Below are 24,435 nucleotides of genomic sequence, written 5' to 3' on the forward strand. Positions count from 1 at the left end.
TGGGACGGTGGACATCGTCATCGCCGGCTGCGGCGACCTCGGGATCGAGACCGGCCTGCGCTTCGCCGCCGCCGGGCACCGCGTGGTCGGACTCCGGCGGCGGGGCGAGCTGGTCCCGGCCCCGCTCACCGGGCGGAGCGTCGACCTGCGCCGGTCGGCCCCGGAGATCCCTGCGAGCACGGCGGTGGTGGTCGTGGCCGTCGCCGCGGGGAGCCGCGAGGTGGACGAGTACCGCGCGACGTACGTCGACGGGCTGCGGAACGTCCTGGACGGCATCGACGCGTCCGGAGCGAGCCCGCGCCTGGTCGTCGTGTCCTCGACCGCGGTCTACGACGTCGACGACGGCGGCACGGTCACCGAGGACACCCCCGCGGACGGCGGTTCCCCCACCGCGGACGTCCTGCTGGAGGCCGAGGCGCTGCTCCGCGAGCGAGCCCCGGGGGCGGTGCTCGCTCGGCTGTCCGGTGTGTACGGTCCCGGGCGGGAGCGCCTCATCGACCAGGTCCGGGGCGGAGGGGCTCGGTCGGCTCCGGCCGACGGGTCGTCCCCGCACACGAACCGCATCCACCGGGACGACGCGGCCGCGGCCCTGGTCCACCTCGCGACGCTGGACGACCCCGCACCGACGTACCTCGTGACCGACGACGAACCGGCTCGGCTCGACGACGTGTACGCGTTCCTCGCCGCCGAGCTCGGGGTCGCGGTGCCGCCGAGGACCGAGGCCGGCGCCGGCGCCGCCGGCCGGCAGGGTGCCGGTGACAAGCGCCTGTCGAACGCCCTGCTCCGCTCGACGGGCTGGGCACCGCGGTACCCGACGTTCCGCGAGGGCTACCGCGCCGTCCTCGCCGGCGTCGGCACCCGGCATCCCTGAGCCGCCGCGCTCGGTACGATCCGGACGTGCACGAACTCGCCGTCCGGCCCCACGCCACCCCCACGCTCGTCGTCGCCGTGGCGATCCTGTCCATGTCCGGGACGGCGTTGGCGTTGCTCTGGTCGGTCATGTGGGTGCCGGTGCTCGTCACGGGGACGGGGGCGTCGCTCTTCCTGTGGCCCCTCGTGCTGGCGTCGTCGCTCCTCCCGTGGGGCGGGGTCGTCGTGGCGCTGGTGCTCGGTGTCGTCGCGCGCCGGCGTGCGGAGACCCGCGGGTCGACCGCCGTGGTCGTCACGAGCGCTGTGCTGTCGGGGGTCGCGCCGATCGCGCTGTGGTTCGGCGGACCGTTCTCGGCGGTGGCCTGACCCGCGGAGCGGCCGGGCGCCGGCGCGGCGCGGCGCTCCGCACAACCAAAGGCACGTTGCACCACGCGGATGCACGGCTCGGGCGCACTTTGGTTGTGCGAACGCCTCCGGCGCCAGCGGCCCGGCGGCGCGCCAGCGCGCGGCGGCGGCGCGGCGGCCCGCCGGAGCGCGGCCGCGGCGCCACGCCCCGCGGCTCAGTGGTACCGGTGGTCCTGGATCGTCAGGCGCGGCCCGAACGACGGCTTCCGGAAGCCCGACCCGCCGATGAGCCGCACGACCCGCTCCCGGTGCCCCCGCCACGGCTCCAGCAGCTCGAGCATCCCGTCGTCGTCCACCGGTCCCCCGGTCAACGCCCACCCGACGAACGCCGGCACGTGGAAGTCCCCCACGCTCGGGGAGTCCGGATCGCCGTGGGCGCGCTGCGCGGTCTCCGCCGCCGTCCACTTCCCGATGCCGGGGACCGACTGCAGCCGCGCGGACACGAGGGCCCCGCCGCGGCCGAGCGTCAGCGTCCGTTCGAGCGCCGGAGCCACCCGGACCGCCCGCATCACCGTCGCCGATCGACCGGGCTCGATGCCGGCGCGGTGCCACTCCCAGCTCGGGATCGCACCCCACCCGGCAGCGGTCGGCGGGACGAACATGTCCCCCGGGGCCGGTCCGGGCGCCGGTGTTCCGTACCGCCGCAGCAGGTACCGCCAGGCGCGCCAGGCCTGGCGCGAGGTGACCTTCTGCTCCATGATCGCGGGCACCAGGGCCGCCATCACGGTGTTGGTGCGGAGCAAGCGGAGGCCCGGTTGCCGATGCCGGGCGTCGACGAGGAACGGATGCCGGGACACGTCGAGGTCCGACCAGTCATCGCCCCGGCCGAGCAGTTCGGGAGCGTGCGACACCGCCCACTCGGCACCGTCGCCCCACGCCGAGACCGCGATGGCGTCGGGACCGGCACGGCGCACGAGCACCGAGGCCGGACCCTCCGGCGTGCGGAGCGCGAGCCACGTGTCGGAGCCGACCACGCGGAAGGCGGGGTCGCCGGAGCCGCGCTGCAGGGGCCGAAGGGTCGCGCGGACGTCCACCGCGCCTCCTGGCCGGTAGACGGTGTCGACACGCGACACGGCCTCGCCGACCCGCGGCACGGCCTCGCCGACCCGCGCCGCGGCGCCCTCGACGCCACCAGCGGCCGAGGACGGAACGGTGAGGGACACACGCAGGATGGTAATGCGGAACCACCGTCAGTCATGATGGGCGTGTCCCACTGCACCCCGACGACGGAGTTCCCCATGCGCATCGGCATCCTCACCTCCGGAGGCGACTGCCCCGGCCTGAACGCGGTCATCCGCGCCATCGTGCTGAAGGGCATCGCGATCTACGGACACGACTTCGTCGGCTTCCGCGACGGGTGGCGCGGCGTGGTCGACGGCGACATCGTCCCGCTCGGCCGCAAGGACATCCAAGGCATCGCCAAGCAGGGCGGCACGATCCTCGGCACGAGCCGGACGAACCCCTTCGAGGGCCCGAACGGCGGGGTCGAGAACATCGAGCGCACTCTCGAGCGGCACGGCATCGACGCCATCGTCGCGATCGGCGGCGAGGGCACGCTGGCCGCCGCGAAGCGCCTCACGGACGCCGGACTGAAGATCGTCGGTGTCCCGAAGACCGTCGACAACGACCTCGGCGCGACCGACTACACGTTCGGCTTCGACACCGCCGTCGCGATCGCGACCGAGGCGATGGACCGCCTGCGCACCACGGGCGAGTCCCACTCGCGCTGCATGGTCGCCGAGGTCATGGGCCGGCACGTCGGCTGGATCGCCCTGCACTCCGGCATGGCCGCGGGTGCCCACGCGATCCTCATCCCGGAGCAGAAGACGAGCATGGAGCAGATCGCCGCGTGGGTCCGGGCGGCCTACGACCGTGGTCGGGCGCCGCTGGTCGTCGTCGCCGAGGGGTTCGTGCCCGACCACGAGGACAACGCGCACACCGAGCGCGGCCTCGACGCGTTCGGGCGTCCGCGGCTCGGCGGGATCGGCGAGCGCCTCGCACCGCTCATCGAGGAGATGACGGGCATCGAGACGCGTGCCACCACGCTCGGCCACATCCAGCGCGGCGGCACCCCGACGGCGTACGACCGGGTCCTCTCGACGCGGCTCGGCCTGGCGGCCATCGACTCGGTGGTCGAGGAGCGCTGGGGCCGCATGGTGGCGCTCCGGGGCACCGACATCGAGCACGTCTCGTTCGAGGAGGCGCTCGGCGAGCTGAAGACCGTGCCGCAGGCCCGGTACGACGAGGCCGCCATCATGTTCGGCTGACACGCGTCCGCAGGTCGGCCGGTCGTGGTCCTGGAGGCGCGGGTAGCGTCCGACGCGTGACCCGCGCAGTCCTCGTCTCCAGTTCCGCCCCGCCCACCGTCACCGAGGTCGACGTCGCCGACCCGACCGAGGGCGAGGTGCTCGTCGACGTCACGTACTCGAGCGTCAACTACAAGGACGGCCTGGCGCTCGCCCGGAACCCCGGCGTCGCGCGGGTCGACCCGCTCGTGCCCGGCATCGACGTCGTCGGCACCGTCTCGGCCCTCGGACCGGGCGTGCACGACGTCGCGATCGGCGACCGGGTCGTCGTGAACGGCGCCGGGCTCGGCGAGACCCGGCACGGCGGCTGGGCGGAGCACGCGGTGGTGCCGTCGGGGTCGCTCGTCGTGCTGCCCGGTTCGATCGACGACTCCTTCGCGGCCGCGATCGGGACCGCGGGGTTCACCGCGATGCTCAGCGTGCTCGCTCTCGAACGGTTCGTCGAACCGGGCAGCGGTCCCGTCCTCGTGACGGGTGCGTCCGGCGGCGTCGGCACGGTCGCGATCGCCCTGCTCGCCGCCCGTGGGTACGAGGTCACTGCCTCGACCGGACGCGCCGCGAACGAGGCCTCGCTCCGGGCACTCGGCGCGACCGACGTCATCGACCGCGCGACCCTGTCCGAGCTCGGCCGGCCGATGCAGCGGGCGCACTGGGCGGGCGCTGTGGACAGCGTCGGGGGTGCGACCCTCGCGAACGTCCTCGCGGCGACCCGGTGGGGCGGGGCCGTGACGGCGTGCGGCCTGGCGCAGGACTCCGCGCTCCCGACCTCGGTGATGCCCTTCATCCTGCGGGCGGTGTCGCTGCTCGGCATCAACTCCGTCGACGCCCCGCTGCCCCTTCGTCAGCAGGCGTGGCAGCGGCTCGCGACCGATCTCGACCCGGCGCTCCTGGCGGGCGTGACGCGGGTCGCCGGGCTCGAGGAGGCCATCGCCGTCGGACCCGAGGTCGTCGCCGGCAACGTGCACGGGCGCACGGTCGTCGCGGTCGATCGCTGAATACTAAGATTTCACAAGCGTTTGCATATTGACACGTTAGGATTTGAGTACAGAACACCTGAGCCTGTGAGGAGTCCGGCATGCCGGTACCCAAGTCCACCGTCGAGAACTCGCCGCGGAAGCTCCTGCGCGACGTCGTGCTCGAGAAGATGCTCGCCGCGATCCAGGACGGCACGCTCCAGGCGGGCGAGCGCCTCAACGACGACGAGCTCGTGCAGTGGCTCGGGGTCAGTCGCACCCCCATCCGTGAGGCGATCGCCAAGCTCGTCGACTACGGCCTGGTCGAGATGGAGGCGAACCGGTACACCCGCGTCGCCACCCCGACCGGCAAGCAGGCCGCCGACACCACCCAGGTCCTCGGCGGGTTCGTCGAACTCGCTGCGCGCTGGGGCGTGCCGAAGCTCGACGCCTCCGCCGCCAAGGCGCTGACCGAGCACCTCGAAGCCGTGCGCTCGTACTCCGAGCAGCAGGACAAGCGCATGGACGCCGAGCTCGAGACGGTCATCTCGCTGCTCGTCGACGCCGCCGACAACGAGCTGCTCGACAAGTTCGCCGAGTCGCTCCTGCCCCGCGCACGGTTCCTCTCGCTCGCCCAGGGTGCGTGGCAGTTCTGGGACTACAAGCACTCGGTCGACCCGCTGCGTGCGGCCATCGCGAAGCGTGACGGTGACGCCGCCGCGGCCGCGATCCGTGCGCTGACCGCGACCGCCGAGCAGCAGGCGGACGAGCTCCGCGCCGCCGGGACCGCCGCCGCCGGCTGACCCGTCCAGCGATCCCCGGCCGCCTGGGCCACGATGGACCCGTGAGCAGCAACGACGACGTCCTCATCCGAGCGGCCGGGGTCCGGGTGACCCGGTCCGGCCGGGACCTCCTGCACGACATCGACCTGACCGTCCGGCGCGGGGAGCACTGGGCGCTCCTCGGGCCGAACGGTGCCGGGAAGTCGACGCTGCTCGCGGTCCTCGGCGCCACCGGTCACCCGACGGCCGGCACGGTCGAATTGCTCGGCCGACGACTCGGACGCGTCGACGTCCGGGAGCTCCGCGAGCACATCGGCCACGTCGACCCCCGCCACCGGATGCTCTCGCCGTTGACCGTCCTCGAGACCGTGCTCACCGGGCTCACCGGCACGACCGACCTCATGATGCGGTGGGAGCCGACGCCCGCGCAGGTGGCCACCGCCGAGCAGCACATCGCCGACGTCGGGCTGACGGCGCGTCGGGACGCCCGCTGGCCGGTCCTGTCGCAGGGCGAACGCGGACGGACGCTCATCGCCCGGGCGCTCATGTCCGAGCCGCAGCTGCTCCTGCTCGACGAACCGGCGACCGGGCTCGACGTCGCCGCGCGCGAACACCTGCTCGAGACCGTCGACGCCCTGCGCCACCGGCACCCCGAGCTCGGGAGCGTGATGGTGACGCACCACCTCGAGGACCTGCCCGCGTCGACCTCGCACGCGATGCTGCTGCGCGACGGGGTCGCGGTAGCCCAAGGCACCTCGGACGAGGTCATCACGTCGTCGGCGGTCTCGCACGCCTTCGACTTCCCGCTCGCGATCCTCCGGGCCGAGGGGCGCTGGGCCGCCCGCCGCGCGTCCTGAGCCGCGGCGCCCGAGCCGCAACCGCGCAGCCCGACGACGACTGCGCGCGCTGCACCACGAGCACTCGTCGCTGCGCTGTGCACGTCGCGCCGCACGTCCCCGGGGGCGGCGGACGGGAGGCGCGGGTCGGGCCCGACCCGCGCCTGGCGTCAGGCAGGTGGTGGCGTCACGCCGTGGCGCGCGCGGCCGCCTTCGCCGCGGCCGGCAGTGCGTCGAGCACCCGTCCGACGGCCCGGTCGTCGTGCGCCGCCGTGACGAACCACGCCTCGAAGACGCTCGGGGGCAGGGTCACCCCCGCGTCGAGCATGGCGTGGAAGAACGGCGCGTACCGGAACGCCTCCTGCGCTCGGACGTCGTCGTAGTTCCGCGGGGCGGTCTCGGTGAAGGCGAACGAGAAGAGGTTGCCGGCGTGCTGGACGGTGTGGGCGACGCCCTCGGCGGACAGCGCGTCGCTCGTCGCCGTCGCGATGGTCGCCGCGGTCCGGTCGAGGTGCGCGTAGACCTCGGGCGTCGCGGCCCGGAGCGTGGCGATGCCCGCGGCGACGGCGAGCGGGTTCCCCGAGAGCGTGCCCGCCTGGTACACGGGGCCGAGCGGGGCGAGGTAGTCCATGACCTCGCGCCGACCACCGAGTGCTGCGAGGGGCATGCCGCCGCCGATGACCTTGCCGAACGTGACGAGGTCGGGCTTCCACCCGGCGCCGTCCGGCACGACCTTCGACGCCTCGAGGCCCCACCACCCGGCGGAGCCCACCCGGAAGCCGGTCAGGACCTCGTCGACGATGAGCAGCGCGCCGTGCGCCTGCACGATCTGCGCCAGGGCCCGGTTGAACCCACGCTCGGGGGCGAGGACGCCCATGTTCGCGGCCGCAGCCTCGACGATCACGCCCGCGATGCGCTCGGAGTGCTCGTCGAACGCGCGGCGGACGGCGTCGAGGTCGTTGTAGGGCAGCACCAGGGTCTGCGCGGCGGTCTCGGCGGTGATGCCGGCACTGCCGGGGAGCGCGAGCGTGGCCACACCCGAACCGGCCTCGGCCAGCAGGGAGTCCGAGTGGCCGTGGTAGTGCCCGGCGAACTTCACGAGCAGGTCGCGACCGGTGTACCCGCGGGCGAGCCGGATCGCGGTCATCGTCGCCTCGGTGCCCGTGGACACCATGCGGAGCTTCTCGATCGGGCCGTCGCCGCCCACCGACACCCGCTGCTTCACGAGCTCGGCGAGCTCGGTCTCGCCCGGGGTCGACGCCCCGAAGCTCAGCCCGTGCGCCGCCGCCTGCTGCACGGCCTCGACCGTGGCAGGGTGGGCGTGCCCGAGGATCGCGGGCCCCCACGAGGCGACGAGGTCGACGTACTCCCGCCCCTCGGCGTCGGTGACGTAGGCGCCCGTCGCGCTCGTCAGGAAGCGGGGCGTCCCGCCGACGGAGCCGTACGCCCGGACCGGCGAGTTGACCCCGCCGGGGATGCTGTTCTTCGCACGGCCGAAGAGCTGGTCGTTCGTGGTCATTCTGGGGCCTTCCCGGTCGAGGCGATGCCGTCCACGGCACTGGTGCTGCCGGAGGTGCGGAGGCCCGCCTCCTCGTTGAGCTTGCGAGCGATGTCGACCGCGAAGTAGGTGAGGATCGCGTCGGCGCCGGCGCGCTTGATGCCGACGAGCGCCTCCATCGCCGCGGCGTCGCGGTCGATCCAGCCGTTCTGCGCGGCTGCGGTGATCATCGCGTACTCGCCGGAGATCTGGTACGCCCAGACCGGCACCGGCGAGGTGCGTGCGGTCTCGGCCAGCACGTCGAGGTAGCTCATCGCCGGCTTCACCATGACGATGTCGGCACCCTCGGCGATGTCCTGCTCGACCTCGCGGAGGCCCTGCCGACCGTTCGCGGCGTCGATCTGGTACGTGCGACGGTCGCCCACGAGCGAGGAGTCGACGGCCTCGCGGAAGGGTCCGTAGAACGCGCTCGCGTACTTGGCCGCGTACGCCAGCAGCGCCGTACCGCTGTGCCCGGCCGCGTCCAGCGCGTCCCGTGCGGCGGCGATCTGGCCGTCCATCATGCCGCTCATGCAGACGAGCTCGGCACCGGCCTCGGCCTGCACGACCGCCATGTCGCGGTACCGCTCGAGCGTGGCGTCGTTGTCGACCGAGCCGTCCGCGGCCAGGACGCCGCAGTGCCCGTGGTCGGTGAACTCGTCGAGGCACAGGTCGGACTGCACGACGAGAGCGTCACCGACCTCTTCACGGGCGACGCGGATCGCGACGTTGAGGATGCCGTCCGGGTCGGTCGCGCCGGATCCCTGCGCGTCCTTCGACGTCGGCACGCCGAACAGGTTCACGCCGCCGATCCCGACCGACGCCGCCTCGTGCAGGGCACGGCGGAAGGAGTCGAGCGAGTGCTGCTGGACCCCGGGCATGCTCGTGATGTCGATCGCCTCGGTCGCCCCCTCGCGGATGAACATCGGCAGCACGAGCTCGGCGGGGTGGAGCCGGGTCTCGGCGACGAGTCGACGCATCGCGCCGGTCGCGCGGAGTCGTCGGGGGCGGACCTGGGGGAAACGGCCGGTCACTTCGGTGCCTTCCTGTTCGGGGCGGTGGGGTTCAGGGACTCGACGACGGCGTCGAGCAGGGCTTCTGCGGATCGGGTCCGGGCGACCACGTGCACGGGCAGGTCGGCGGCGCGGGCTTCGGCAGCGGTCCCGGGTCCGATGCACGCGATGACGGTGCGGGGGTCGAGCGGGGTCATCCGCCGGGCGATCTCGCGAGCGACGCTGCCGCTCGTCACGAGCACGGCGGCGGGCGGGGAGTCGAGGACGACCGGCTCGTCGCCGGTCCCCACGGTACGGTACGCGACCACGTCGTCCACGTCGATCCCGCGGGCGCGCAGGGCGTCGACGACGGTCGGGGCAGCGAGGTCCGAGCGTGGGAAGAGGACGGTGCCGGAGGTGTCCGGCAGCGCGTGGGCGAGCGCGGCGCCCGAGGACTCGGACGGCACCAGGTCGACGACCCAGCCCGCGGCACGCGCGGCACGGGCGGTCGGCTCGCCGACCGCCGCCACCCGCAGGTCGGACGGGAGGCGCGCCACCCGTTCCGCGACCACCCGCACGGCCGTCGCACTGGTCACCACCATCCACGCGTACCCGGCCACGTCGGTGCCGTCGGAGCGGGCGGCGCCGTCGGTGCGGTCGGTGCCGTCGGTCGCGGGTCCCGAGCGGGCACGATCCGGCCCGGTCGACCCGGCCGGGTGGCCGGTTCCGCCCGCTCGCCGGCCGGCGGACGGCGTGTCCTGCCCGCTCGTCGACGGCGCGTCCTGCCCGCCCGCCGGCGGCGGACCGGACCCGGCCGGCGGAGGTGCGTCGTGCCTCCTGGACCCACCGGACGCGATCAACCGGTCGACCGCAGCCTCGAGCGCGGACCGATCCGTGGGTGCCGCGTCCGCGATCAGCGGGACGACGAGCGGGTCGAGCCCGCGCTCGCGAGCGGCCGCGGCGACCCGGTCACCCCACGCCCCGCCGCGCGGGACCAGGACGACCGGCTGTCGTGCCGCGTCCGCGGTGCTGACGTCGGGGTGCGTGGCGACCGCCTACTCCGCCGAGGTCGCGAGGTCCGCCAGGTCGGCCGCACCGTTCTCGAGCAGTTCGGTGGCGACCCGGCCACCGAGCTCGAGCGCCTCGGTCAGGCGGTCCTGTGCGGAGCCGTCGAGCACGGCGGCGTGTGATGCGGTGCGGTACTCGGAGCCGTCGGGCCGGTAGACCGTCGCGGAGACGAGGAGCATCTCGGCGTCGACGATCGCGGTGGCACCGATCGGGGCGGAGCACCCGGCCTCGAGCTTCGCGAGCACCTCGCGCTCGGCGGACACGGTCAGGCGGGTCGGCGCGTGCTCGATCTTCCGCAGGGCGGCGAGGAGGTTCCGGTCCGTCTCGTCGGCGCGGGTCTCGATCGCGAGCGCTCCCTGCCCGGGGGCACTCGGCCAGAAGCCGAGGTCGAGCAGTTCGGTCGCCGCGTCGAGCCGGTCGATGCGCGTCAGGCCGGCGGCCGCGAGGACCACCGCGTCGAGGTCGTCGTCCACGCGTCCGAGGCGGGTGTCGATGTTGCCGCGGATGTCCACCACGTCGAGGTCGGGACGCTTGGCCCTGAGCTGCGCGACGCGGCGGGGCGAACCGGTACCGACCTTCGCGCCCTCGGGCAGGGTCTCGATGGTCGCGGCGTTCCGGGCGACGAGGACGTCTCGGGCGTCGGCACGCTTCGGCACCGCGGCGATCGTCAGCCCCGGGTACGGCGCGGTCGGGAGGTCCTTGAGGGAGTGCACGAGGACGTCGACCTCGCCCGCGACGAGTGCTTCGCGGAGCGCGCTGGCGAACACACCCGTGCCGCCGAGGCTCGCGAGGGAGGCGCGGTTCGTGTCGCCCTCGCTCGTGACCGTGACGAGCTCGACCGGTCGACCGGATGCCGTCGCCAAGCGGTCGGCGACGTCCTGCGACTGGGCGACCGCGAGCCGGCTGGCACGGGTGCCGAGCCGGATCGGAGCCGGGCCGTCGGGGCTGCCGGTCGGCGCGGACGCGTCGGTCACGGGGCGAGCCCGGCCGCGGCGGGCTTGAACCCGGCGCGCACGTTCTCGCAGCACCCCGGACGGCAGACGTCGTACCAGGGACCGAGGTCGGTCAGGTGCGGGCGCTCGCTCGTCGGGGTGCCGTTGACACGCTCGAGGACGAGGTCCACCAGACCGGAGACGTAGGCCGGGTCGACACCCGGGGTCTGCGTGCGCACCGACCAGAAGCCGAGCTCCTGAGCGGTCTCGGTTGCTTCTTCGTCGAGGTCCCACATGACCTCCATGTGGTCGCTCACGAAGCCGAGCGGGACGATGAGCACGGCACGGGTCGGGCCGCCCTTGAGCTCCTCGTTCATGTAGTCGTTGATGTCGGGCTCGAGCCACGGCTGCGTCGGGGGGCCCGAGCGCGACTGGTACACGAGCTTCCACGGCGGCGTGCTGGTGCCGCGGAGCGACGCGTGCTCGGGCTGCTCGAGCAGCTCCGCCCACGCCTGGTCGAGGACGACCTGCGCGACGGCGAGGTGCTGGGCCTCGTACGCGCCGTGCTCGTCGAAGCCCCGGTAGTCCGGGCCGGACTTGGCGGCGTCGGTCGACGGGATCGAGTGCGTCGAGAACAGCACGTGCAGCTCGGTCGCGACGTCGAGGCCGTCGTTCTCGGCGATCGCACGCGCCATGCCGTCACGGACGCCGTCCACGAACGGGCGGACGAAGCCCGGGTGGTCGAAGAACTGCCGGACCTTGTCGATCTGGATGGTGTCGATCAGACCGGTCTCGGACAGCACGCGGGCGTAGTCCTCGCGGTACTGGCGGCAGCTCGAGAACGACGAGTAGGCGCTCGTGGCGATCGCGATGAGCTTGTTGTAGCCCTTGTCGGCCGCCTCGGTGAAGGCCTCTTCGAGGTAGGGCTCCCAGTTGCGGTTGCCCCAGAGGACCGGCATGTCGATGCCGCGCGAGGCCAGCTCGGCCTCGAGCGCGGCCTTGAGCGCACGGTTCTGCGCGTTGATCGGGCTGACGCCGCCGAAGTGCCGGTAGTGGTGGGCGACCTCTTCGAGGCGTTCGTCCGGGATGCCGCGGCCCCGGGTCACGTTGCGCAGGAACGGGATGACGTCGTCCTGGCCCTCGGGTCCGCCGAAGCCGGCGAGCAGGATCGCGTCGTACGCGACCGGGACCTCGACGTGCTCGGGACCGTCGGCGGCCGCGGGGGTCGCGGCGAGGACGGCCTGACCGTTCGTGATCATGCTGGTGTCGGTCACGAGAGCACCTCCGGCAGCTCGGTGGTCGTCACACGACGACCGGTGAAGAAGGGCACCTCTTCCCGCACGTGCATGCGGGCTTCGGTGTAGCGCAGGTCGCGCATGAGGTCGACGAGGTCGACGAGGTCCGGGCTCTCGAGCGGCAGGATCCACTCGTAGTCGCTCAGCGCGAAGGTGGCGATCGTGTTCGTCAGCACGCGGCGGTACTTCGCCCCGGCGATGCCGTGGTCGCGGAGCATCTTCGAGCGCTCCTCTTCCGGCAGGAGGTACCACTCGTAGGACCGGACGAACGGGTAGACCGTGATCCAGGCCTCTGGCTCCTTGCCGCGCAGGAAGGCGGGCGTGTGCCGCTTGTTGAACTCGGCTTCGCGGTGCATCGCCATGGCGTGCCACACCGGCTCGGCGTCCTGGAAGAGTGCCGTGCGGCGGATCTCGCGGAGCACCGCCTGGATCGCCTGCGCGTCGTCGCCGTGCAGCCAGACCATCACGTCGGCGTCGGCGCGGAAGCCGGACACGTCGTAGAAGCCGCGGATCGTCACGCCGCGCTCGGCAGCGGCGGCGATGACGGCGTCGAGCTCGGCCACCGCGTCGTCGCCGACGGTGTGGATCGGGCCGAGCGGACGGCGGAAGACGGCCCACAGGGCGTAGGCCGTCAGCATGTTGGGGTCGATGCCGTCGGGGGAGGTCTCGTGTGCGTCGTGCGTGGGCACGGTGGAACTCATGTGTCCATTGTCCTATCGGTCACAAAGGTGACGCCGCTCCCCTTTCGACGGCGAGCGCTACCGCCGTCGGAGCACCGCTACGACGATACCCCCGACCACTGCCACGCCCGCTGCGAGCCCGGCCAGGTACGGCACCGGCTTCTCGTCGATCCCGCGCTTGACCTTCGACGCGGCGATGCCGATCTGCTTCGGGACGTTGAGCTTGTCCTCGATCGCGTCGAGGGTGTCGAACAGCTGGGCGCGGGTCGACGCGACGCGGTCGGCCAGGTCGTCGTGCTGATCGGTCACGTGGGTCCTCCGGGGTGTGGGGTGGTGGACGGGGCGGTCGTCGCTAGAAGCGGCCGCCGACGTCGGGCTTGCGGGTGCCGTACTGGGTCGGCGGGGTCGGCTTCTTGCCGAGGCCCTTCACCGCGTTGACGTCGTTCTTCACGCTGTCGATGGTGCGCTTCGGCGTGATCGGGAGCCCCTTCTTCAGGCGCTTCCAGCCGAGCAGGCCGAGGATGCCGGCGACGATGAGCATCACGACGGCGATCACGAGTGCTGCGAGCCACGCGGGCATCACGGTCGCGAGCCCCATGACGGCGGCGGTCAGCAGCACGCCGATCGCGTAGAGGACGATGACGAGCGCGCCCACGAGCAGACCCGCGGCGAGGCCGAAGATCTTCGCCTTCGTCAGCATCTCGGCCTTGAGCAGGTTCAGCTCACCCGTCACCAGCTCCTTGACGAGCTTGGGGACGTCGCCGACCAGGCCGAACAGCGAACGCGGCTTGCGGTCGCGGGTGTCTGTCATGAGGCCTGGCTGTCCTTCTTCTGCCCGACCTTGCGGACGACCTTCTTCGTCTGCTCACCGACGAACTCGGCGACGTCGGGGGTCTTGTCGGCGATGAATTCCTCGGCGACGTGGACGCCCTTCTGGACGCCGTTGCTGTTCCAGATCTTGCCGCTGACGGTCTTGATCTGCTCGTACCGCGCCCGTCCGGCTCGCGATCCCAGGACGTACCCGAGAGCGGCGCCGGCGACGAACAGGAGCTTGCCTCGCATGTGCGATTCCTCCGTTGGGTCAGTGTGCGTGGTCATGCGCCGATCGGAATACGTCCGGCGTTCCTGCAACAGTAGCCCTCTCCCAGTGTGCGGTCCGCTCAGGAATCCAGGATGTGCTCAGCGGCGGTCCGTGCGGCCGCGACGATGCCGGCCAGCCCTCGGCCCGTCGACGCCTCGCCGATCCCGACGACCCCGTCGGCGAGCCCCGCGGCGGTCGTGTCCGGACCGTGCCACCGGACACGTGCGGCACCGACCACGGCGGACGGCGCGATCGGCACGCCGAGCAGGGCGGAGGCGTCCTGAGCGGCGCGGGTACCGATCGCGTCGTACGGGTCGACCGGGAGGCTCCTCCCGGTCTCGACCGCGTCGACGGCGGCTCCAGGGGTGGTCGCCGCGACCCCCGTATCCGTCGTCGCGTAGCTCAGCCGCAGGACGTGCCGGCCCCCGGCCGCCTCGGCCAGCCACGGCCACTTCACCGTCGCGTGCGTGATCGCCTTCGCCCGGACCCCGGGAGCGTCCGGGTGCACGAGCATCCCGGTCCCGCGCGGCGCCGCGTCGAGCTCGTGCTGGTCGACCACGAGCGTCACGAGCTCGATGCCCGTGCGCACGGGGCCGGCCGTGCGGGCGGGGTCCGCCGTCGACGCGAGGACGTGCTCGGCCACCAGTCGCTCGGTTTCGCCGTCGTCGGTGCGGACCTCGACGGCGTGCTCCTCGATCGCGGTGGCCCGGGTGTGCAGGCGGACGTCGACCCGGTAGGTCTCCATGTCGGCCACGAGCTCGTCGACGAGCCGCACGGTGCCGCCGCGGATGCCCTGCACGGCGGACCCGGCCGTCGCACGGGCCCGGAGTGCGAGGACCGCACGGGCGAGGGAGCCCTCGCGCAGCAGCGCCGCCCGGAGCCCGGGAGCCACCCGGTCCGGGTCGAGGTCGTCCGGGTGCGTCGAGTGCACGCCGGCCACGATCGGGACCACCAGGTCGTCGAGGACCTGCTCGCCCATCCGCTTGCGGACGAGCTCGCCGAGCGACGGCGCCTTCGACCCGACGAGGGACGGCAGCAGGGAGTCCATCTGCGCGCGGAGCGCCGCCTTCTGCCCGACGACCGCGAGGACGTCGGCCGCCATCGGGCTCCCCGGGATCCCGAGCAGTCCGGTCTGCGGGATCGGGGACGTCCGACCGTCGCGGGTCATCAGCCACGCACCGCGCAGGTCCGGCGTGGTGACCTCGTTGCCGAGGCCGAGTTCGATCGCCAGCCGACCGACGGCGTCGTTGCGGGTCGCGAACGAGTCCGCCGCCATGTCGAGGTCGAGTCCCGCGACGGTGTGCCGACGGACCATGCCGCCGAGCACGCCGGAGCCCTCGACGAGGACGACGTGCGCGCCGCCCTTCGCCAGGTCCCGCGCCGCGACGAGTCCGGCGACCCCGCCGCCGACCACGACGACGTCGGTCACGCCCGCACTCCGGTCGCCGCGGCCGTCCCGTCCCCGAGCTCGTGGACGAGGGACACGATGCGGGTGAGCACGGTCGGATCGGTCTCCGGCGGCACACCGTGCCCGAGGTTGACGACGTGCGCCCGGGCCGCACCACCGCGGCGGACGACGTCACGCACGTGGGCCTCGAGCACCTCCCACGGGGCGGAGAGCATCGCCGGGTCGATGTTGCCCTGCACGGTGACCCCGGTGCCGACCCGGCGCACGGCCTCGTCGAGCGGCAGCCGCCAGTCGACGCCGACCGCGTCGACGCCGACCCGGTCCGTGCCGAAGGTCGTCATGTCGCGCAGGACCTCGCCGCTGCCGACGCCGAAGTGGATGCGCGGGACGCCGAGGTCGGCGACGTGGGCCAGGGCGTCGGCCGAGTGCGGTGCGACGCGGGTGACGTAGTCCTCGCGGGAGAGCGAGCCCACCCACGAGTCGAACAGCTGTGCGGCGGAGGCCCCGGCGAGCACCTGGGCCCGGAGGAACGCCCCCGACACCCCGGCGGCCCAGGCGAGCAGGCGCGACCAGGTCTCCGGGTCCGAGTGCATGAGCGTCCGGGCGCGGATGTGGTCCTTCGACGGTCCGCCCTCGACCAGGTAGGCCGCGAGCGTGAAGGGCGCCCCGGCGAACCCGATGAGCGGGGTGTCGCCGAGCTGTTCGACCGTGCGCGCCACGGCGTCGGTGATCGGGGCGAGGGCAGTCGCGTCGAGCTGTCCCAGTGCGTCGACGTCGGCCGGGGTGCGGATCGGGGACGCCAGCACCGGCCCGCGCCCGGGGACGATCTCGACGTCGACGCCCGCGAGCTTGATCGGCACGACGATGTCGCTGAAGAAGATGCCGGCGTCGACCCCGTGCCGTCGGACCGGCTGCAGCGTGATCTCCGACGCCATGGCCGGGTCGAGGCAGGCGTCGAGCATGGCCGTGCCGACGCGCAGTTCGCGGTACTCCGGCAGGGACCGGCCGGCCTGGCGCATGAACCACACCGGCAGGGTCTCGGGCCGGTCACCGCGCAGCGCCCGGACGAGGGGCGATCCCGACGTCCGCCCGGAGACGAGCGGGTGCGAGGCGGGGAGGGCGGTCGTGGATGCGTCGGTCACCGCACGATTCTCCCATCGGCGAACGGGACGTATCCCGAGCACGCACGATCCGAGCAGGAGCCCGGCGCAACGCGAGTTACCATGGAAGACGTGCTCATCTGTCTGACGGCGTCGCATCGCAACGCCAGCTTCGATCTCCTGGAGCGACTGAGCATCGGCGCACCGACCGCCGCGAGCCGTCTCGTCACGGACTCCGACGTGCTGGACGGGGCCGTCGTCCTCGCCACGTGCAACCGCTTCGAGGCCTACCTCGACATCGCCGGCGACGACCGCGACTCCGCCGTCTCGGCCACCGTCGACGCCGTCGCCGCCGCGAGCGACCTCGACCCCGCCGAGGTCCTCGAGTCCGTCAACGTCCTCGGCGGCAAGGACGTCGTCCAGCACCTCTTCGCCGTGTCGAGCGGCCTCGAGTCCGTCGTCGTCGGCGAGACCGAGATCTCCGGGCAGGTCCGCCGCTCGCTCGAGGACGCCCGCTCCAACGGCACCACCACCTCGGACCTCGAGCGGCTCTTCCAGGAAGCCGCGCACACCTCCCGCGGCGTCAAGACCCGCACCCGCATCGGCGCCGCCGGCCGGTCGCTCGTGCGGCTCGGCCTCGAGCTCGCGTCCTCCCGCGTGACCGACTGGGGCCGGACCCGGGTGCTCCTGATCGGCACCGGCAGCTACGCCGCGACGACCATCGCCGCCCTGCGCGACCGCGGCGCCGACACCATCCAGGTCTTCTCCCCCTCCGGCCGGGCGCCGTGGTTTGCCGCGAAGCACGACCTCGTCGCCGCGCACGACCTCCGGCAGGCCATCGGTTCGAGCGACGTCGTGATCACCTGCACCTCGAGCGAGGTCCCGGTCGTCGAACCGGCCGACCTCGACGACGGCGTCCGGCGCATCGTCATCGACCTCGGACTCCCCCGCAACGTGGACCCCGACGCGGCCGACGTCGACGGCGTCGAACTGCTCGACCTCGAGACCATCAGCATCCACGCCCCGATCGCCGAGCTGAACGCCGAGTCCGAGGCCCGCGCGATGGTCGAGGACGCCGTGTCCCGCTTCCGCGCCCAGGCCCTCGAGCAGTCGACGACGCCCGCGCTCGTGGCCTTCCGCAAGCACGTCTTCGACATCCTCGACGACGAGATCGACCGCGCGAAGCGTCGTGCGGACGGCGACGACGCCTCGGCCGAGCAGACCGAGCGCGCCCTGCGGCACCTCGTCGGCGTCCTGCTCCACCGTCCCTCGGTGCGCGCTCGCGAACTCGGTCGCGCCGGTCGCGGCGAGGAGTTCGTCGGGGCGCTCGACGCCCTCTTCGGTGTCCGTCCCGAACCCGAGGCGGAGCTGCCGTCGCCGGTGGTGCCGCTCGCGGAGCGCACCGCGCCCGAGCGGATCGACCGCGACCGCACCGACGAGGCGGACGCGAGCTGAGCCTCCAGGGCCACCCCGCGACCCTGCGTGTCAGTGCACTGCTGCTGGTGCGCGACCGCCGCGTGCTCATGGTGCGCGCGCGGATGCGCGACGTTCTCTACCTCCCCGGGGGCAAGGCGGAGCCGCACGAGAGCGACGTCGAGGCCGTCGTCCGCGAAGCCTTCGAGGAGACCGGCCTGCGGCTGACCGCCGACGACGTCGAGCCGTTCGGCACCGTCACCGAGCCGGCACACGGGCAGGCCCCGGGCACGATGGTCGCGATGGCGCTGTTCCTGGCACGCCCAGGAGGCGCGCTCGACTCCGCCACGCCGGTCGCCTCGGCAGAGGTGGACGAGGTCGAGTGGGTCACCTCCGCGGACGCGGACCGGTGCCCGCCGGCGGGCGTCGAGACGCTCCGCCGCCTCGTGGCGGCGGAGCTGGTCGACTAGGTCAGACCTGGTCGCGGTCGGTGTAGTGCCCGACCTCGCCGTCCGGGGTGGGCTCGGCCTCGCCGGGGATGTCCGACTCGACGTACTCGCCCTCGCCGTCGCCGCCCTCGGGACGGGTCTCGCCGGGGATGTCGCTCGAGACGAACTCGCCCGCGGGCTCGTTCGACGCCACGGGGGGCTCGCCCGGGATCTCGCTGTCCGTGAAGGAGCCGGCACGGGGCTCGACGCCGTCCGACCTGCCCTCGTCGCCGCGTGCCTGTTCGTGCTTGCCTGCCATGTCGACCTCCGTTGCTCGTGCGCTGGCGCGTGCCCTGGAGTGTCCTCGGGGCGGCTGGGCGCCACCCGAGTCGTGTACCCCGGGGCGGTGGTTGCGTTGGCTCATGCAACGTCGCGCTGGTTCCCCACTGCTCGTCGCCGTCGGCATCGTCGCCGTCGGTCTGCTCGCCGGCTGCTCGTCGGGCGGCGCCACGACCCCGTCGGCCACGACGACGGAGACCGTCACGGCGACACCGACGTCGGCACCGACGCCGTCGTCCGCGTCGTCCGGCTCGGCGTCGTCGCCGAGCGCGTCGGGCGGATCGTCCGGTGGTTCCTCGGGTGGTTCCTCGGGTGCAGGGTCCTCGGGCGCTGGGTCCTCGGCGTGCGCGACGTCCTCGCTCGCCGGGAGCATCGAGGCCGGCAGCGGTGGCGCTGCCGGGAGCACGTACGTCCACCTCGTCCTGCGGAACACCGGGTCGTCGACCTGCACGCTGCAGGGGTGGCCGGGGGTGTCGTTCGTCGGCGACACGAACGGCACGCAGATCGGCAACGCGGCGACGCTCGACCGGGCGGCACCCCACCCGACCGTCACGCTGGCGTCCGGGCAGGAGGCAGTGGCGCCGCTCAAGGTCACGAACTCGGAGAACTACCCGGAGTCGACGTGCGACCCCACGTCGCCCGACGGCTTCCGGGTGTACCCGCCCGGGTCGAAGGAGTCCCTGTTCGTCCCGTACACCGCGTTCGCCGCGTGCCGGTCGGAGGACGTGACGGAGCTCGACGTGCAGGCATTCGTCCCCGCGGGGCAGGCCGCCGACTGACGTCTGCCACGATGGGACCGTGGTGGTGATCGCGGAGGAACGACCGGGCGGGGACGAACTCCTGGCGCTGTACCGCGACGTCGGGTGGACGGCGTACACGCGGGACCCGGAGACCCTCGTCGCCGCGGTCCTCGGGTCGCACCTCGTGCTGACCGCCCGGGACGCGACGGGCTCGCTCGTCGGGCTGGTCCGGACCGTGTCCGACGGCGTGACGATCGTGTACGTGCAGGACGTCCTCGTCGCACCCGAGCACCACCGGGCAGGCATCGGCGGGGCCCTGCTCGACGGCCTCCTCGAGCGGTACGCACACGTGCGCCAGACCGTGCTGACGACCGATGCCGAACCGGGGCAGCGGGCGTTCTACGAGTCGCGGGGCTTCGTCGAGGTGCACGACGTCGCGTCGGCAGCGCTCCGCTCGTTCGTCCTGCTCCGCTGACCGGAGTCGCTCAGGACTCGGGGTCGTCCATGAACGCGCGGACCTCCTGCGCGCACCGGCAGGCCGCTGCGAACCGGGCAGCCCACACCAGGGCGTCGTCGCGCGTCGGGACGTCGAGGATGCAGAAACCCCCGATGAAGGTGTCCTTGCCGGGGCGGACGGCCGGGTCGTGCACGGTGCCGTCGGTGTCGACCAGGGCGCCGGTGTCGGGTGGGAGGAGTCCCCCGCCGAACACCCACACGCCGGCGGCCTTCGCGTCGCGCAGCACCGCGTGCGTCGCGTCGGAGACGGCCTGGAGATCGGCCACGGGGAACACCATCGTGCCCTCGTCGAAGGAGATCAGGTACTCGGTCACGAGCGTGAGGGTACGCTCAGCGGGCCGCGGGCTCGTGCACCGTCTCGAGCACCTCGGTGCCCATCGTCCGCAGGGCGTCGATGACCGCCAGCCGCCGCTGCAGCGAGTCGTCGTCGAACGTCACCGTGACGGCGTAGCTCACCGACGACCCGGGCCCGCGCAGGATGCCGGCCTCGGCCCGCACGCCCGTGCTCGACCCGGTCGCCGAGACGACCTGCAACCCGTGGTCCAGTGCCCGGTGCGCGAGCGGGTCCAGCCCGAACGACCCCGCGACGAGGCTGAGGTCGGACGCGAGGGACAGCCATCCGAGCACCCGGTTCGACACGGCCTCGTCGACGACCTCGCCGAGTGCCAGGCCCCGCATGAGCCAGGCGAGCTCGCCCGTCGGCGCGACCGAGGCGTCCGGAGCGTCGTCCGGCCCGCGACGGTCCCGCACCCGGTCGATGAGGGCAGTCCGTTCGATCCCGAGCGACTCGGCGCGCTCGCGGACGGCGTCGATCCCGACGGTCGAGAGCAGCGCGTTCATCGCCCAGGCGTCCGCACCGGCACCGACGAGGGTCGCCAGGTCGGACACCTGCATGGTCGGCTCCTGCAGGAACTGCCAGAGCCCGGCACCGGTCGCGGTGTCGCGCGCCATGCGCTGGAGCCGGTCGCCGTGCAGCCCGCCGTCCTCGAGCCGCGCCGCGACCTCGACGAGGAGCAGCACGCGGCCGAGGCTCGCCACCGGTTGGACGAGTGTGTCGTCCACGGCCAGCAGGGCCTTGCCCGTCGAGGTGTCGATCACCGAGGCGCTGACGGAGGCGCCGTCCCGGGCGATGGCGCCGAGCGCCTGCAGCGTCGCGGCGAACCGGTCGTCGGCACCACCGCGGTGCCGCCCGCGAGCACGCCCGTCAGCCCCGCCGGCATGCTGCCGTCGCCGCGACCGGCGAGCCGCTCCCGGCTCCGACGACGGAGCCGCGTCCGGCTCGGCCATCACCAGATCGAGACGCGCTCGGCCGGGTCGAGGTACATCGCGTCCCGCTCGGTCACGCCGAAGGTGTCGTAGTAGACGTCGATGTTGCGGACCACCTGGTTGCAGCGGAACTCGGTCGGCGAGTGCGGGTCGATGCTCAGGAGACGGGCGGCTTCCTCCGGACGGATCGCCATCCGCCAGGCCTGCGCCCAGCTGAGGAAGAAGCGCTCGGCACCGGTGAGGCCGTCGACCACCGGCGGCTCCTGCCCGTCGAGGGACAGCAGGTACGCCTTCCACGCGATCGAGAGCCCGCCGAGGTCGCCGATGTTCTCGCCGATCGTCAGGGCACCGTTGACGTGGCCGTCCGGGACCTCGGTCGGGACGAGCGCGTCGTACTGCGCGATGAGGGCCTTCGTGCGCTCCTCGAACGCGGTGCGGTCCGCCTCGGTCCACCAGTTCTCGAGTCGGCCGTCGCCGTCGTACTGGGAGCCCTGGTCGTCGAAGCCGTGCCCGATCTCGTGCCCGATGACGGCACCGATCGCGCCGTAGTTCGCGGCGGCGTCACGCTCGGCCTCGAAGAACGGGAACTGCAGGATCGCCGCCGGGAACACGATCTCGTTGAACCCGGGGTTGTAGTACGCGTTGATCGTCTGCGGGGTCATGAACCACTCGTCGCGGTCGATCGGCTTGCCGATCTTGCCGAGCTCGCGGTCGACCTGGAAGCTCGCGACGGCACGGACGTTGCCGATGAGGTCGTCGGCGGACACCGGCAGCGCGGAGTAGTCCCGCCACTTGACCGGGTACCCGATCTTCGGCGTGAACTTGTCGAGCTTGTCGAGGGCCCGCGCACGCGTCTCGTCGGTCATCCAGTCGAGGGCGGTGATGCTCTGCCGGTAGGCCTCGACCAGGTTCGCGACGAGGTCGTCCATCGTCGCCTTCGAGGTTTCGTCGAAGTGCTCCTGCACGTAGATGCGGCCGACCGCCTCGCCCATGGCACCCTCGACCAGCGAGACCCCGCGCTTCCAGCGCTCGCGCTGCTTGGGCGCACCGGTGAGCGCGGTGCCGTAGAACGAGAAGTTCGTCGCCGAGAAGGCACTCGTCAGGTAGGCCGCGGAGGCGCGGATCACCTGCCAGCGCAGCCAGTCCTTCCAGACGTCCAACGGCTGGTCGCGGAGCAGCTCCGCCAGACCGGTCACGAACGACGGTTCGCGGACGACGACGGTCTCGAAGGCGCCGGCCGGCGCGTCGATCGCTTCCCACCAGAGGCGGAGGTCGATGCCGTCGGCGAGCGCCGCGACCTCGGCCCACGGCAGCTTGTTGTAGGTCTTCTGGCTGTCGCGGGTGGTGACGTTGTCCCAGTGCTTCGACGCCAGTGCGGTCTCGAGGGCGATGACGTGCTCGGTGCGGTCGCCGCCGTCCTCGAACCCGGCGAGCGGGAACATCGCGGCGACGAACTCGCGGTACTTCGTGCGGATGTCGGCGAAGCGGTCCTCGCGGTAGTACGACTCGTCGGGCAGCCCGAGGCCGGACTGTTCGAGGAAGACCACGTAGGACTCCGGGTCGCCCGGGTCGTTGTCGACGAAGAGCTGCAGGAAGCTCGGCAGGCCGAGGCGCTCGAAGCGTCCGACCATGCGGATGACGTCGTCGACCGAGTCGACGGCGGCGATCTCGGCGAGCAGGGGCTCGATCGGCGCGGTGCCCAGGGCCTCGAGCCGGCCCTCGTCGGTGAAGGAGGTGAAGAGGTCGCCGACCTTGCGGTCCTCGGTGCCGGGCGCGGCCTGCTGGGAGCGCTCGATGATGTCCCGCACGGCGATCTCGGCGGCCTCGGCCAGCACCGTGAACGAGCCGTACCGCGCCTTGTCGTCGGGGATCGGCGTCGATGCGATCCACGAGCCGTTCACGTGGCGGTACAGGTCGTCCTGCGGGCGGACCGCGGCGTCCAGCTCGTCGGTGTGGATCCCGGAGGTGCTTGCGACGTCGGTCATGCGGTCAACGATAGCCACCGTCGCCCTGATCGAGCAGGACGGGTGCCGTCACCTGTGGACGGCTGCCGGTACGGTCGTCGCATGGGACTTCCGTGGAAGCTGCACGGGGACGGCGCGACCGTCTCCGCGACGACGATCGTCGCGCCGGACGAGCGCCTCACCTGGGGCCGGACGATCGGCCTCGGCGTGCAGCACGCCGTGGCGATGTTCGGCGCGACCTTCCTCGTGCCGCTGCTCACCGGCTTCCCGCCGGCGACGACGCTGCTCTTCAGCGGCATCGGCACGATCCTGTTCCTGCTCATCACCGGCAACCGGCTGCCGAGCTACCTCGGGTCGTCCTTCGCCTTCATCGCCCCGATCGCAGCCGCGACGAAGATCGGCGGCATCCCGCTGGCGCTGTCCGGGATCATCGTCGTCGGGGTACTCCTCGCGGCCGTCGGCGCCGTGGTGCACCTGGCTGGCGCCGGGTGGATCGACCGCCTCATGCCGCCCGTGGTCTCCGGCGCGATCGTGGCCCTCATCGGCTTCAACCTCGCTCCGGCCGCCCGCGACAACTTCACGAAGGCCCCGGTCGTCGCGGTGATCACCCTCGCCGCGATCATCCTCGTGACCGTGCTCTTCAAGGGGCTCATCGGGCGCCTGTCGATCGTCATCGGCGTGGTCGTCGGGTACCTGGCGGCACTGATCGCCGGCGAGGTCTCGTTCGACGCCGTCGGCAAGGCCGCCTGGATCGGTCTGCCCGAGTTCACCGCGCCGGCGTTCGACCCGTCGCAGCTCGCGATCTACCTGGCGTTCGTGCCGGTCGTCCTCGCGCTCATCGCCGAGAACGTCGGCCACGTGAAGGGCGTCGGACAGCTCACCGGTCGTGACCTCACCCCGCTCACCGGGCGAGCACTCTTCGCCGACGGCATCTCCACCGTCCTCGCGGGCGTCGGCGGTGGCTCGGCGACGACCACCTACGGCGAGAACATCGGCGTGATGGCCGCCACCCGGGTCTTCTCGACCGCGGCGTACTGGGTGGCCGCGATCGTGGCCGTCCTGCTCGGCCTCTCCCCCAAGGTGGGCGCCGTCATCTCGTCCGTCCCGCCGGGGGTCCTCGGCGGAGCGACCACCGCGCTCTACGGGCTCATCGGCGTCATCGGCATCCGGATCTGGGTCGAGAACCGCGTCGACTTCGCGAAGCCGAAGAACCAGCTGACCGCGGGCATCGCGCTCATCATCGGCATCGCCGACTTCACGTTCTCGTTCGGTCAGGCGAGCTTCGGCGGGATCATCCTCGGCACGGTCGCGGCGATCGTGGTCTACCACGTGATGGACCTCGTGGGCCGTGCCCGCGGGACCGACGAGGCGACGCCCGAGGTTCCGGACGCGGCCCACGCCGCCACCGGCGGGGTCCCCGCCGAACCGCGCGCTGACTGACGCGGGTACCCGCCGGACGGGAGGCGCGGGTCGGCGCCGACCCGCGCCTCCCGTCCGACCCGTCACCGGTCCGGGCGTGCGCGC

Annotated in this window: 27 protein-coding genes; 11 read left to right on the forward strand and 16 right to left on the reverse strand. The window is 72.9% G+C overall.

From position 1 onward, the window contains the following. Window positions 1-7 precede the first annotated feature (7 nt). Together J2X60_RS09530 and J2X60_RS09535 are read left to right on the forward strand one after the other, a co-directional pair. Window positions 8-871, forward strand: a complete 864-nt coding sequence (locus tag J2X60_RS09530) for an NAD-dependent epimerase/dehydratase family protein (RefSeq protein WP_309887219.1) — start codon at window positions 8-10, stop codon at window positions 869-871. A gap of 26 nt (window positions 872-897) precedes the next feature. Further along, window positions 898-1,236 (forward strand): hypothetical protein, encoded by a 339-nt coding sequence (locus J2X60_RS09535; RefSeq protein ID WP_309887220.1) that lies wholly within the window; start codon window positions 898-900, stop codon window positions 1,234-1,236. A 194-nt stretch (window positions 1,237-1,430) separates the two neighbouring features. On the opposite strand, the gene J2X60_RS09540 is transcribed toward J2X60_RS09535, so the two are convergent. Continuing rightward, window positions 1,431-2,438 carry a DNA-3-methyladenine glycosylase 2 family protein gene (locus J2X60_RS09540; RefSeq protein ID WP_309887221.1) on the reverse strand — a complete coding sequence of 336 codons (1,008 nt, stop codon included), beginning with the start codon at window positions 2,436-2,438 and terminating at the stop codon, window positions 1,431-1,433. Between the two features lie 75 nt (window positions 2,439-2,513). Between J2X60_RS09540 and J2X60_RS09545 the strand changes: the two genes are divergently transcribed. From J2X60_RS09545 to J2X60_RS09560, 4 genes are all read left to right on the forward strand, one after another. Beyond that, window positions 2,514-3,542 (forward strand): 6-phosphofructokinase, encoded by a 1,029-nt coding sequence (locus J2X60_RS09545; protein ID WP_070419301.1) that lies wholly within the window; start codon window positions 2,514-2,516, stop codon window positions 3,540-3,542. Between the two features lie 56 nt (window positions 3,543-3,598). Beyond that, on the forward strand, window positions 3,599-4,576 hold the full coding sequence (locus tag J2X60_RS09550) for an MDR family oxidoreductase (RefSeq protein WP_309887222.1): 978 nt from the start codon (window positions 3,599-3,601) through the stop codon (window positions 4,574-4,576). Between the two features lie 80 nt (window positions 4,577-4,656). Then, window positions 4,657-5,337 carry a GntR family transcriptional regulator gene (locus J2X60_RS09555; RefSeq protein ID WP_070417351.1) on the forward strand — a complete coding sequence of 227 codons (681 nt, stop codon included), beginning with the start codon at window positions 4,657-4,659 and terminating at the stop codon, window positions 5,335-5,337. A gap of 41 nt (window positions 5,338-5,378) precedes the next feature. After that, complete coding sequence (locus J2X60_RS09560; RefSeq protein WP_261645791.1) at window positions 5,379-6,173, forward strand: ABC transporter ATP-binding protein; 795 nt, start codon at window positions 5,379-5,381, stop codon at window positions 6,171-6,173. Window positions 6,174-6,339: 166 nt separating this feature from the next. Here J2X60_RS09560 and hemL read toward each other — a convergent pair whose 3' ends face one another. From hemL to hemE, 11 genes are all read right to left on the reverse strand, one after another. Further along, the gene (hemL, locus tag J2X60_RS09565; RefSeq protein WP_309887223.1) at window positions 6,340-7,671 is read right to left on the reverse strand and encodes a glutamate-1-semialdehyde 2,1-aminomutase; all 1,332 of its coding nucleotides are present in this window, start codon (window positions 7,669-7,671) and stop codon (window positions 6,340-6,342) included. Continuing rightward, window positions 7,668-8,669, reverse strand: coding sequence for a porphobilinogen synthase (gene hemB / locus J2X60_RS09570; protein ID WP_071294368.1), 1,002 nt, complete (start codon window positions 8,667-8,669; stop codon window positions 7,668-7,670). Before hemB ends, hemL begins: the two co-directional genes overlap by 4 nt. A gap of 50 nt (window positions 8,670-8,719) precedes the next feature. Further along, a complete protein-coding gene (locus tag J2X60_RS09575) occupies window positions 8,720-9,277 on the reverse strand; it encodes a uroporphyrinogen-III synthase (protein ID WP_396127785.1) in 558 nt (185 codons plus the stop codon). Window positions 9,278-9,736: 459 nt separating this feature from the next. After that, entirely contained in the window at window positions 9,737-10,723 is a 987-nt protein-coding gene (hemC, locus tag J2X60_RS09580; protein WP_309887224.1) for a hydroxymethylbilane synthase, read from the reverse strand. Further along, window positions 10,720-11,955, reverse strand: coding sequence for a ferrochelatase (locus J2X60_RS09585; RefSeq protein ID WP_374930692.1), 1,236 nt, complete (start codon window positions 11,953-11,955; stop codon window positions 10,720-10,722). Before J2X60_RS09585 ends, hemC begins: the two co-directional genes overlap by 4 nt. Beyond that, window positions 11,952-12,677, reverse strand: coding sequence for a hydrogen peroxide-dependent heme synthase (hemQ, locus tag J2X60_RS09590; protein ID WP_071294326.1), 726 nt, complete (start codon window positions 12,675-12,677; stop codon window positions 11,952-11,954). Before hemQ ends, J2X60_RS09585 begins: the two co-directional genes overlap by 4 nt. A 57-nt stretch (window positions 12,678-12,734) precedes the next feature. Further along, window positions 12,735-12,965 (reverse strand): DUF3618 domain-containing protein, encoded by a 231-nt coding sequence (locus J2X60_RS09595; RefSeq protein WP_070417357.1) that lies wholly within the window; start codon window positions 12,963-12,965, stop codon window positions 12,735-12,737. Window positions 12,966-13,008: 43 nt separating this feature from the next. Then, entirely contained in the window at window positions 13,009-13,467 is a 459-nt protein-coding gene (locus J2X60_RS09600; protein ID WP_071294325.1) for a phage holin family protein, read from the reverse strand. Then, complete coding sequence (locus tag J2X60_RS09605; RefSeq protein WP_070417359.1) at window positions 13,464-13,718, reverse strand: hypothetical protein; 255 nt, start codon at window positions 13,716-13,718, stop codon at window positions 13,464-13,466. The genes J2X60_RS09600 and J2X60_RS09605 overlap by 4 nt, the downstream gene beginning before the upstream one ends. 98 nt (window positions 13,719-13,816) lie before the next feature. Next, window positions 13,817-15,166 (reverse strand): FAD-dependent oxidoreductase, encoded by a 1,350-nt coding sequence (locus J2X60_RS09610; protein ID WP_309887225.1) that lies wholly within the window; start codon window positions 15,164-15,166, stop codon window positions 13,817-13,819. Then, window positions 15,163-16,287, reverse strand: a complete 1,125-nt coding sequence (gene hemE, locus J2X60_RS09615) for a uroporphyrinogen decarboxylase (protein ID WP_071294323.1) — start codon at window positions 16,285-16,287, stop codon at window positions 15,163-15,165. The genes J2X60_RS09610 and hemE overlap by 4 nt, the downstream gene beginning before the upstream one ends. 90 nt (window positions 16,288-16,377) lie before the next feature. Here hemE and J2X60_RS09620 point away from each other — a divergent pair, with 90 nt between their 5' ends. Together J2X60_RS09620 and J2X60_RS09625 are read left to right on the forward strand one after the other, a co-directional pair. Then, window positions 16,378-17,700: a glutamyl-tRNA reductase gene (locus J2X60_RS09620; RefSeq protein ID WP_309887226.1), complete on the forward strand. Its 1,323-nt coding sequence runs from the start codon at window positions 16,378-16,380 to the stop codon at window positions 17,698-17,700. 23 nt (window positions 17,701-17,723) lie between these two features. After that, complete coding sequence (locus J2X60_RS09625; RefSeq protein WP_309887341.1) at window positions 17,724-18,128, forward strand: NUDIX domain-containing protein; 405 nt, start codon at window positions 17,724-17,726, stop codon at window positions 18,126-18,128. A gap of 1 nt (window position 18,129) precedes the next feature. On the opposite strand, the gene J2X60_RS09630 is transcribed toward J2X60_RS09625, so the two are convergent. Further along, window positions 18,130-18,405, reverse strand: a complete 276-nt coding sequence (locus tag J2X60_RS09630) for a hypothetical protein (protein ID WP_071294322.1) — start codon at window positions 18,403-18,405, stop codon at window positions 18,130-18,132. Between the two features lie 103 nt (window positions 18,406-18,508). Between J2X60_RS09630 and J2X60_RS09635 the strand changes: the two genes are divergently transcribed. Further along, on the forward strand, window positions 18,509-19,204 hold the full coding sequence (locus tag J2X60_RS09635; protein WP_309887227.1) for a DUF4232 domain-containing protein: 696 nt from the start codon (window positions 18,509-18,511) through the stop codon (window positions 19,202-19,204). Between the two features lie 19 nt (window positions 19,205-19,223). Beyond that, complete coding sequence (locus J2X60_RS09640; RefSeq protein ID WP_309887228.1) at window positions 19,224-19,640, forward strand: GNAT family N-acetyltransferase; 417 nt, start codon at window positions 19,224-19,226, stop codon at window positions 19,638-19,640. A gap of 10 nt (window positions 19,641-19,650) precedes the next feature. Here the strand turns inward: J2X60_RS09640 and J2X60_RS09645 are convergent, their stop codons facing one another. From J2X60_RS09645 to J2X60_RS09655, 3 genes are read right to left on the reverse strand one after another with little or no spacing between them, the layout of a single operon-like run. Further along, window positions 19,651-19,995 carry a YciI family protein gene (locus J2X60_RS09645; protein ID WP_261645798.1) on the reverse strand — a complete coding sequence of 115 codons (345 nt, stop codon included), beginning with the start codon at window positions 19,993-19,995 and terminating at the stop codon, window positions 19,651-19,653. 16 nt (window positions 19,996-20,011) lie between these two features. Continuing rightward, window positions 20,012-20,968 (reverse strand): serine hydrolase, encoded by a 957-nt coding sequence (locus J2X60_RS09650; protein WP_071294319.1) that lies wholly within the window; start codon window positions 20,966-20,968, stop codon window positions 20,012-20,014. After that, the gene (locus J2X60_RS09655; RefSeq protein WP_309887229.1) at window positions 20,968-22,932 is read right to left on the reverse strand and encodes a M13-type metalloendopeptidase; all 1,965 of its coding nucleotides are present in this window, start codon (window positions 22,930-22,932) and stop codon (window positions 20,968-20,970) included. Before J2X60_RS09655 ends, J2X60_RS09650 begins: the two co-directional genes overlap by 1 nt. Before the next feature lie 81 nt (window positions 22,933-23,013). On the opposite strand from J2X60_RS09655, the gene J2X60_RS09660 reads away from it, so the two are divergent. Next, window positions 23,014-24,351 (forward strand): solute carrier family 23 protein, encoded by a 1,338-nt coding sequence (locus J2X60_RS09660; protein ID WP_309887230.1) that lies wholly within the window; start codon window positions 23,014-23,016, stop codon window positions 24,349-24,351. Window positions 24,352-24,435 lie beyond the last annotated feature (84 nt).

Origin of the sequence: Curtobacterium sp. 320, from assembly GCF_031455235.1 — a bacterium.
Taxonomy (GTDB): domain Bacteria; phylum Actinomycetota; class Actinomycetes; order Actinomycetales; family Microbacteriaceae; genus Curtobacterium.

Coding starts and splice junctions, on each gene's coding strand:
- J2X60_RS09545 (WP_070419301.1), top strand. CDS start 2,514: ATGCGCATCGGCATCCTCACCTCCGGAGGCGACTGCCCCGGCCTGAAC.
- J2X60_RS09555 (WP_070417351.1), top strand. CDS start 4,657: ATGCCGGTACCCAAGTCCACCGTCGAGAACTCGCCGCGGAAGCTCCTG.
- hemL (WP_309887223.1), bottom strand. CDS start 7,671: ATGACCACGAACGACCAGCTCTTCGGCCGTGCGAAGAACAGCATCCCC.
- hemB (WP_071294368.1), bottom strand. CDS start 8,669: ATGCGTCGACTCGTCGCCGAGACCCGGCTCCACCCCGCCGAGCTCGTG.
- hemQ (WP_071294326.1), bottom strand. CDS start 12,677: ATGAGTTCCACCGTGCCCACGCACGACGCACACGAGACCTCCCCCGAC.
- J2X60_RS09600 (WP_071294325.1), bottom strand. CDS start 13,467: ATGACAGACACCCGCGACCGCAAGCCGCGTTCGCTGTTCGGCCTGGTC.
- J2X60_RS09605 (WP_070417359.1), bottom strand. CDS start 13,718: ATGCGAGGCAAGCTCCTGTTCGTCGCCGGCGCCGCTCTCGGGTACGTC.
- J2X60_RS09630 (WP_071294322.1), bottom strand. CDS start 18,405: ATGGCAGGCAAGCACGAACAGGCACGCGGCGACGAGGGCAGGTCGGAC.
- J2X60_RS09635 (WP_309887227.1), top strand. CDS start 18,509: ATGCAACGTCGCGCTGGTTCCCCACTGCTCGTCGCCGTCGGCATCGTC.
- J2X60_RS09650 (WP_071294319.1), bottom strand. CDS start 20,968: ATGGCCGAGCCGGACGCGGCTCCGTCGTCGGAGCCGGGAGCGGCTCGC.
- J2X60_RS09655 (WP_309887229.1), bottom strand. CDS start 22,932: ATGACCGACGTCGCAAGCACCTCCGGGATCCACACCGACGAGCTGGAC.
- J2X60_RS09660 (WP_309887230.1), top strand. CDS start 23,014: ATGGGACTTCCGTGGAAGCTGCACGGGGACGGCGCGACCGTCTCCGCG.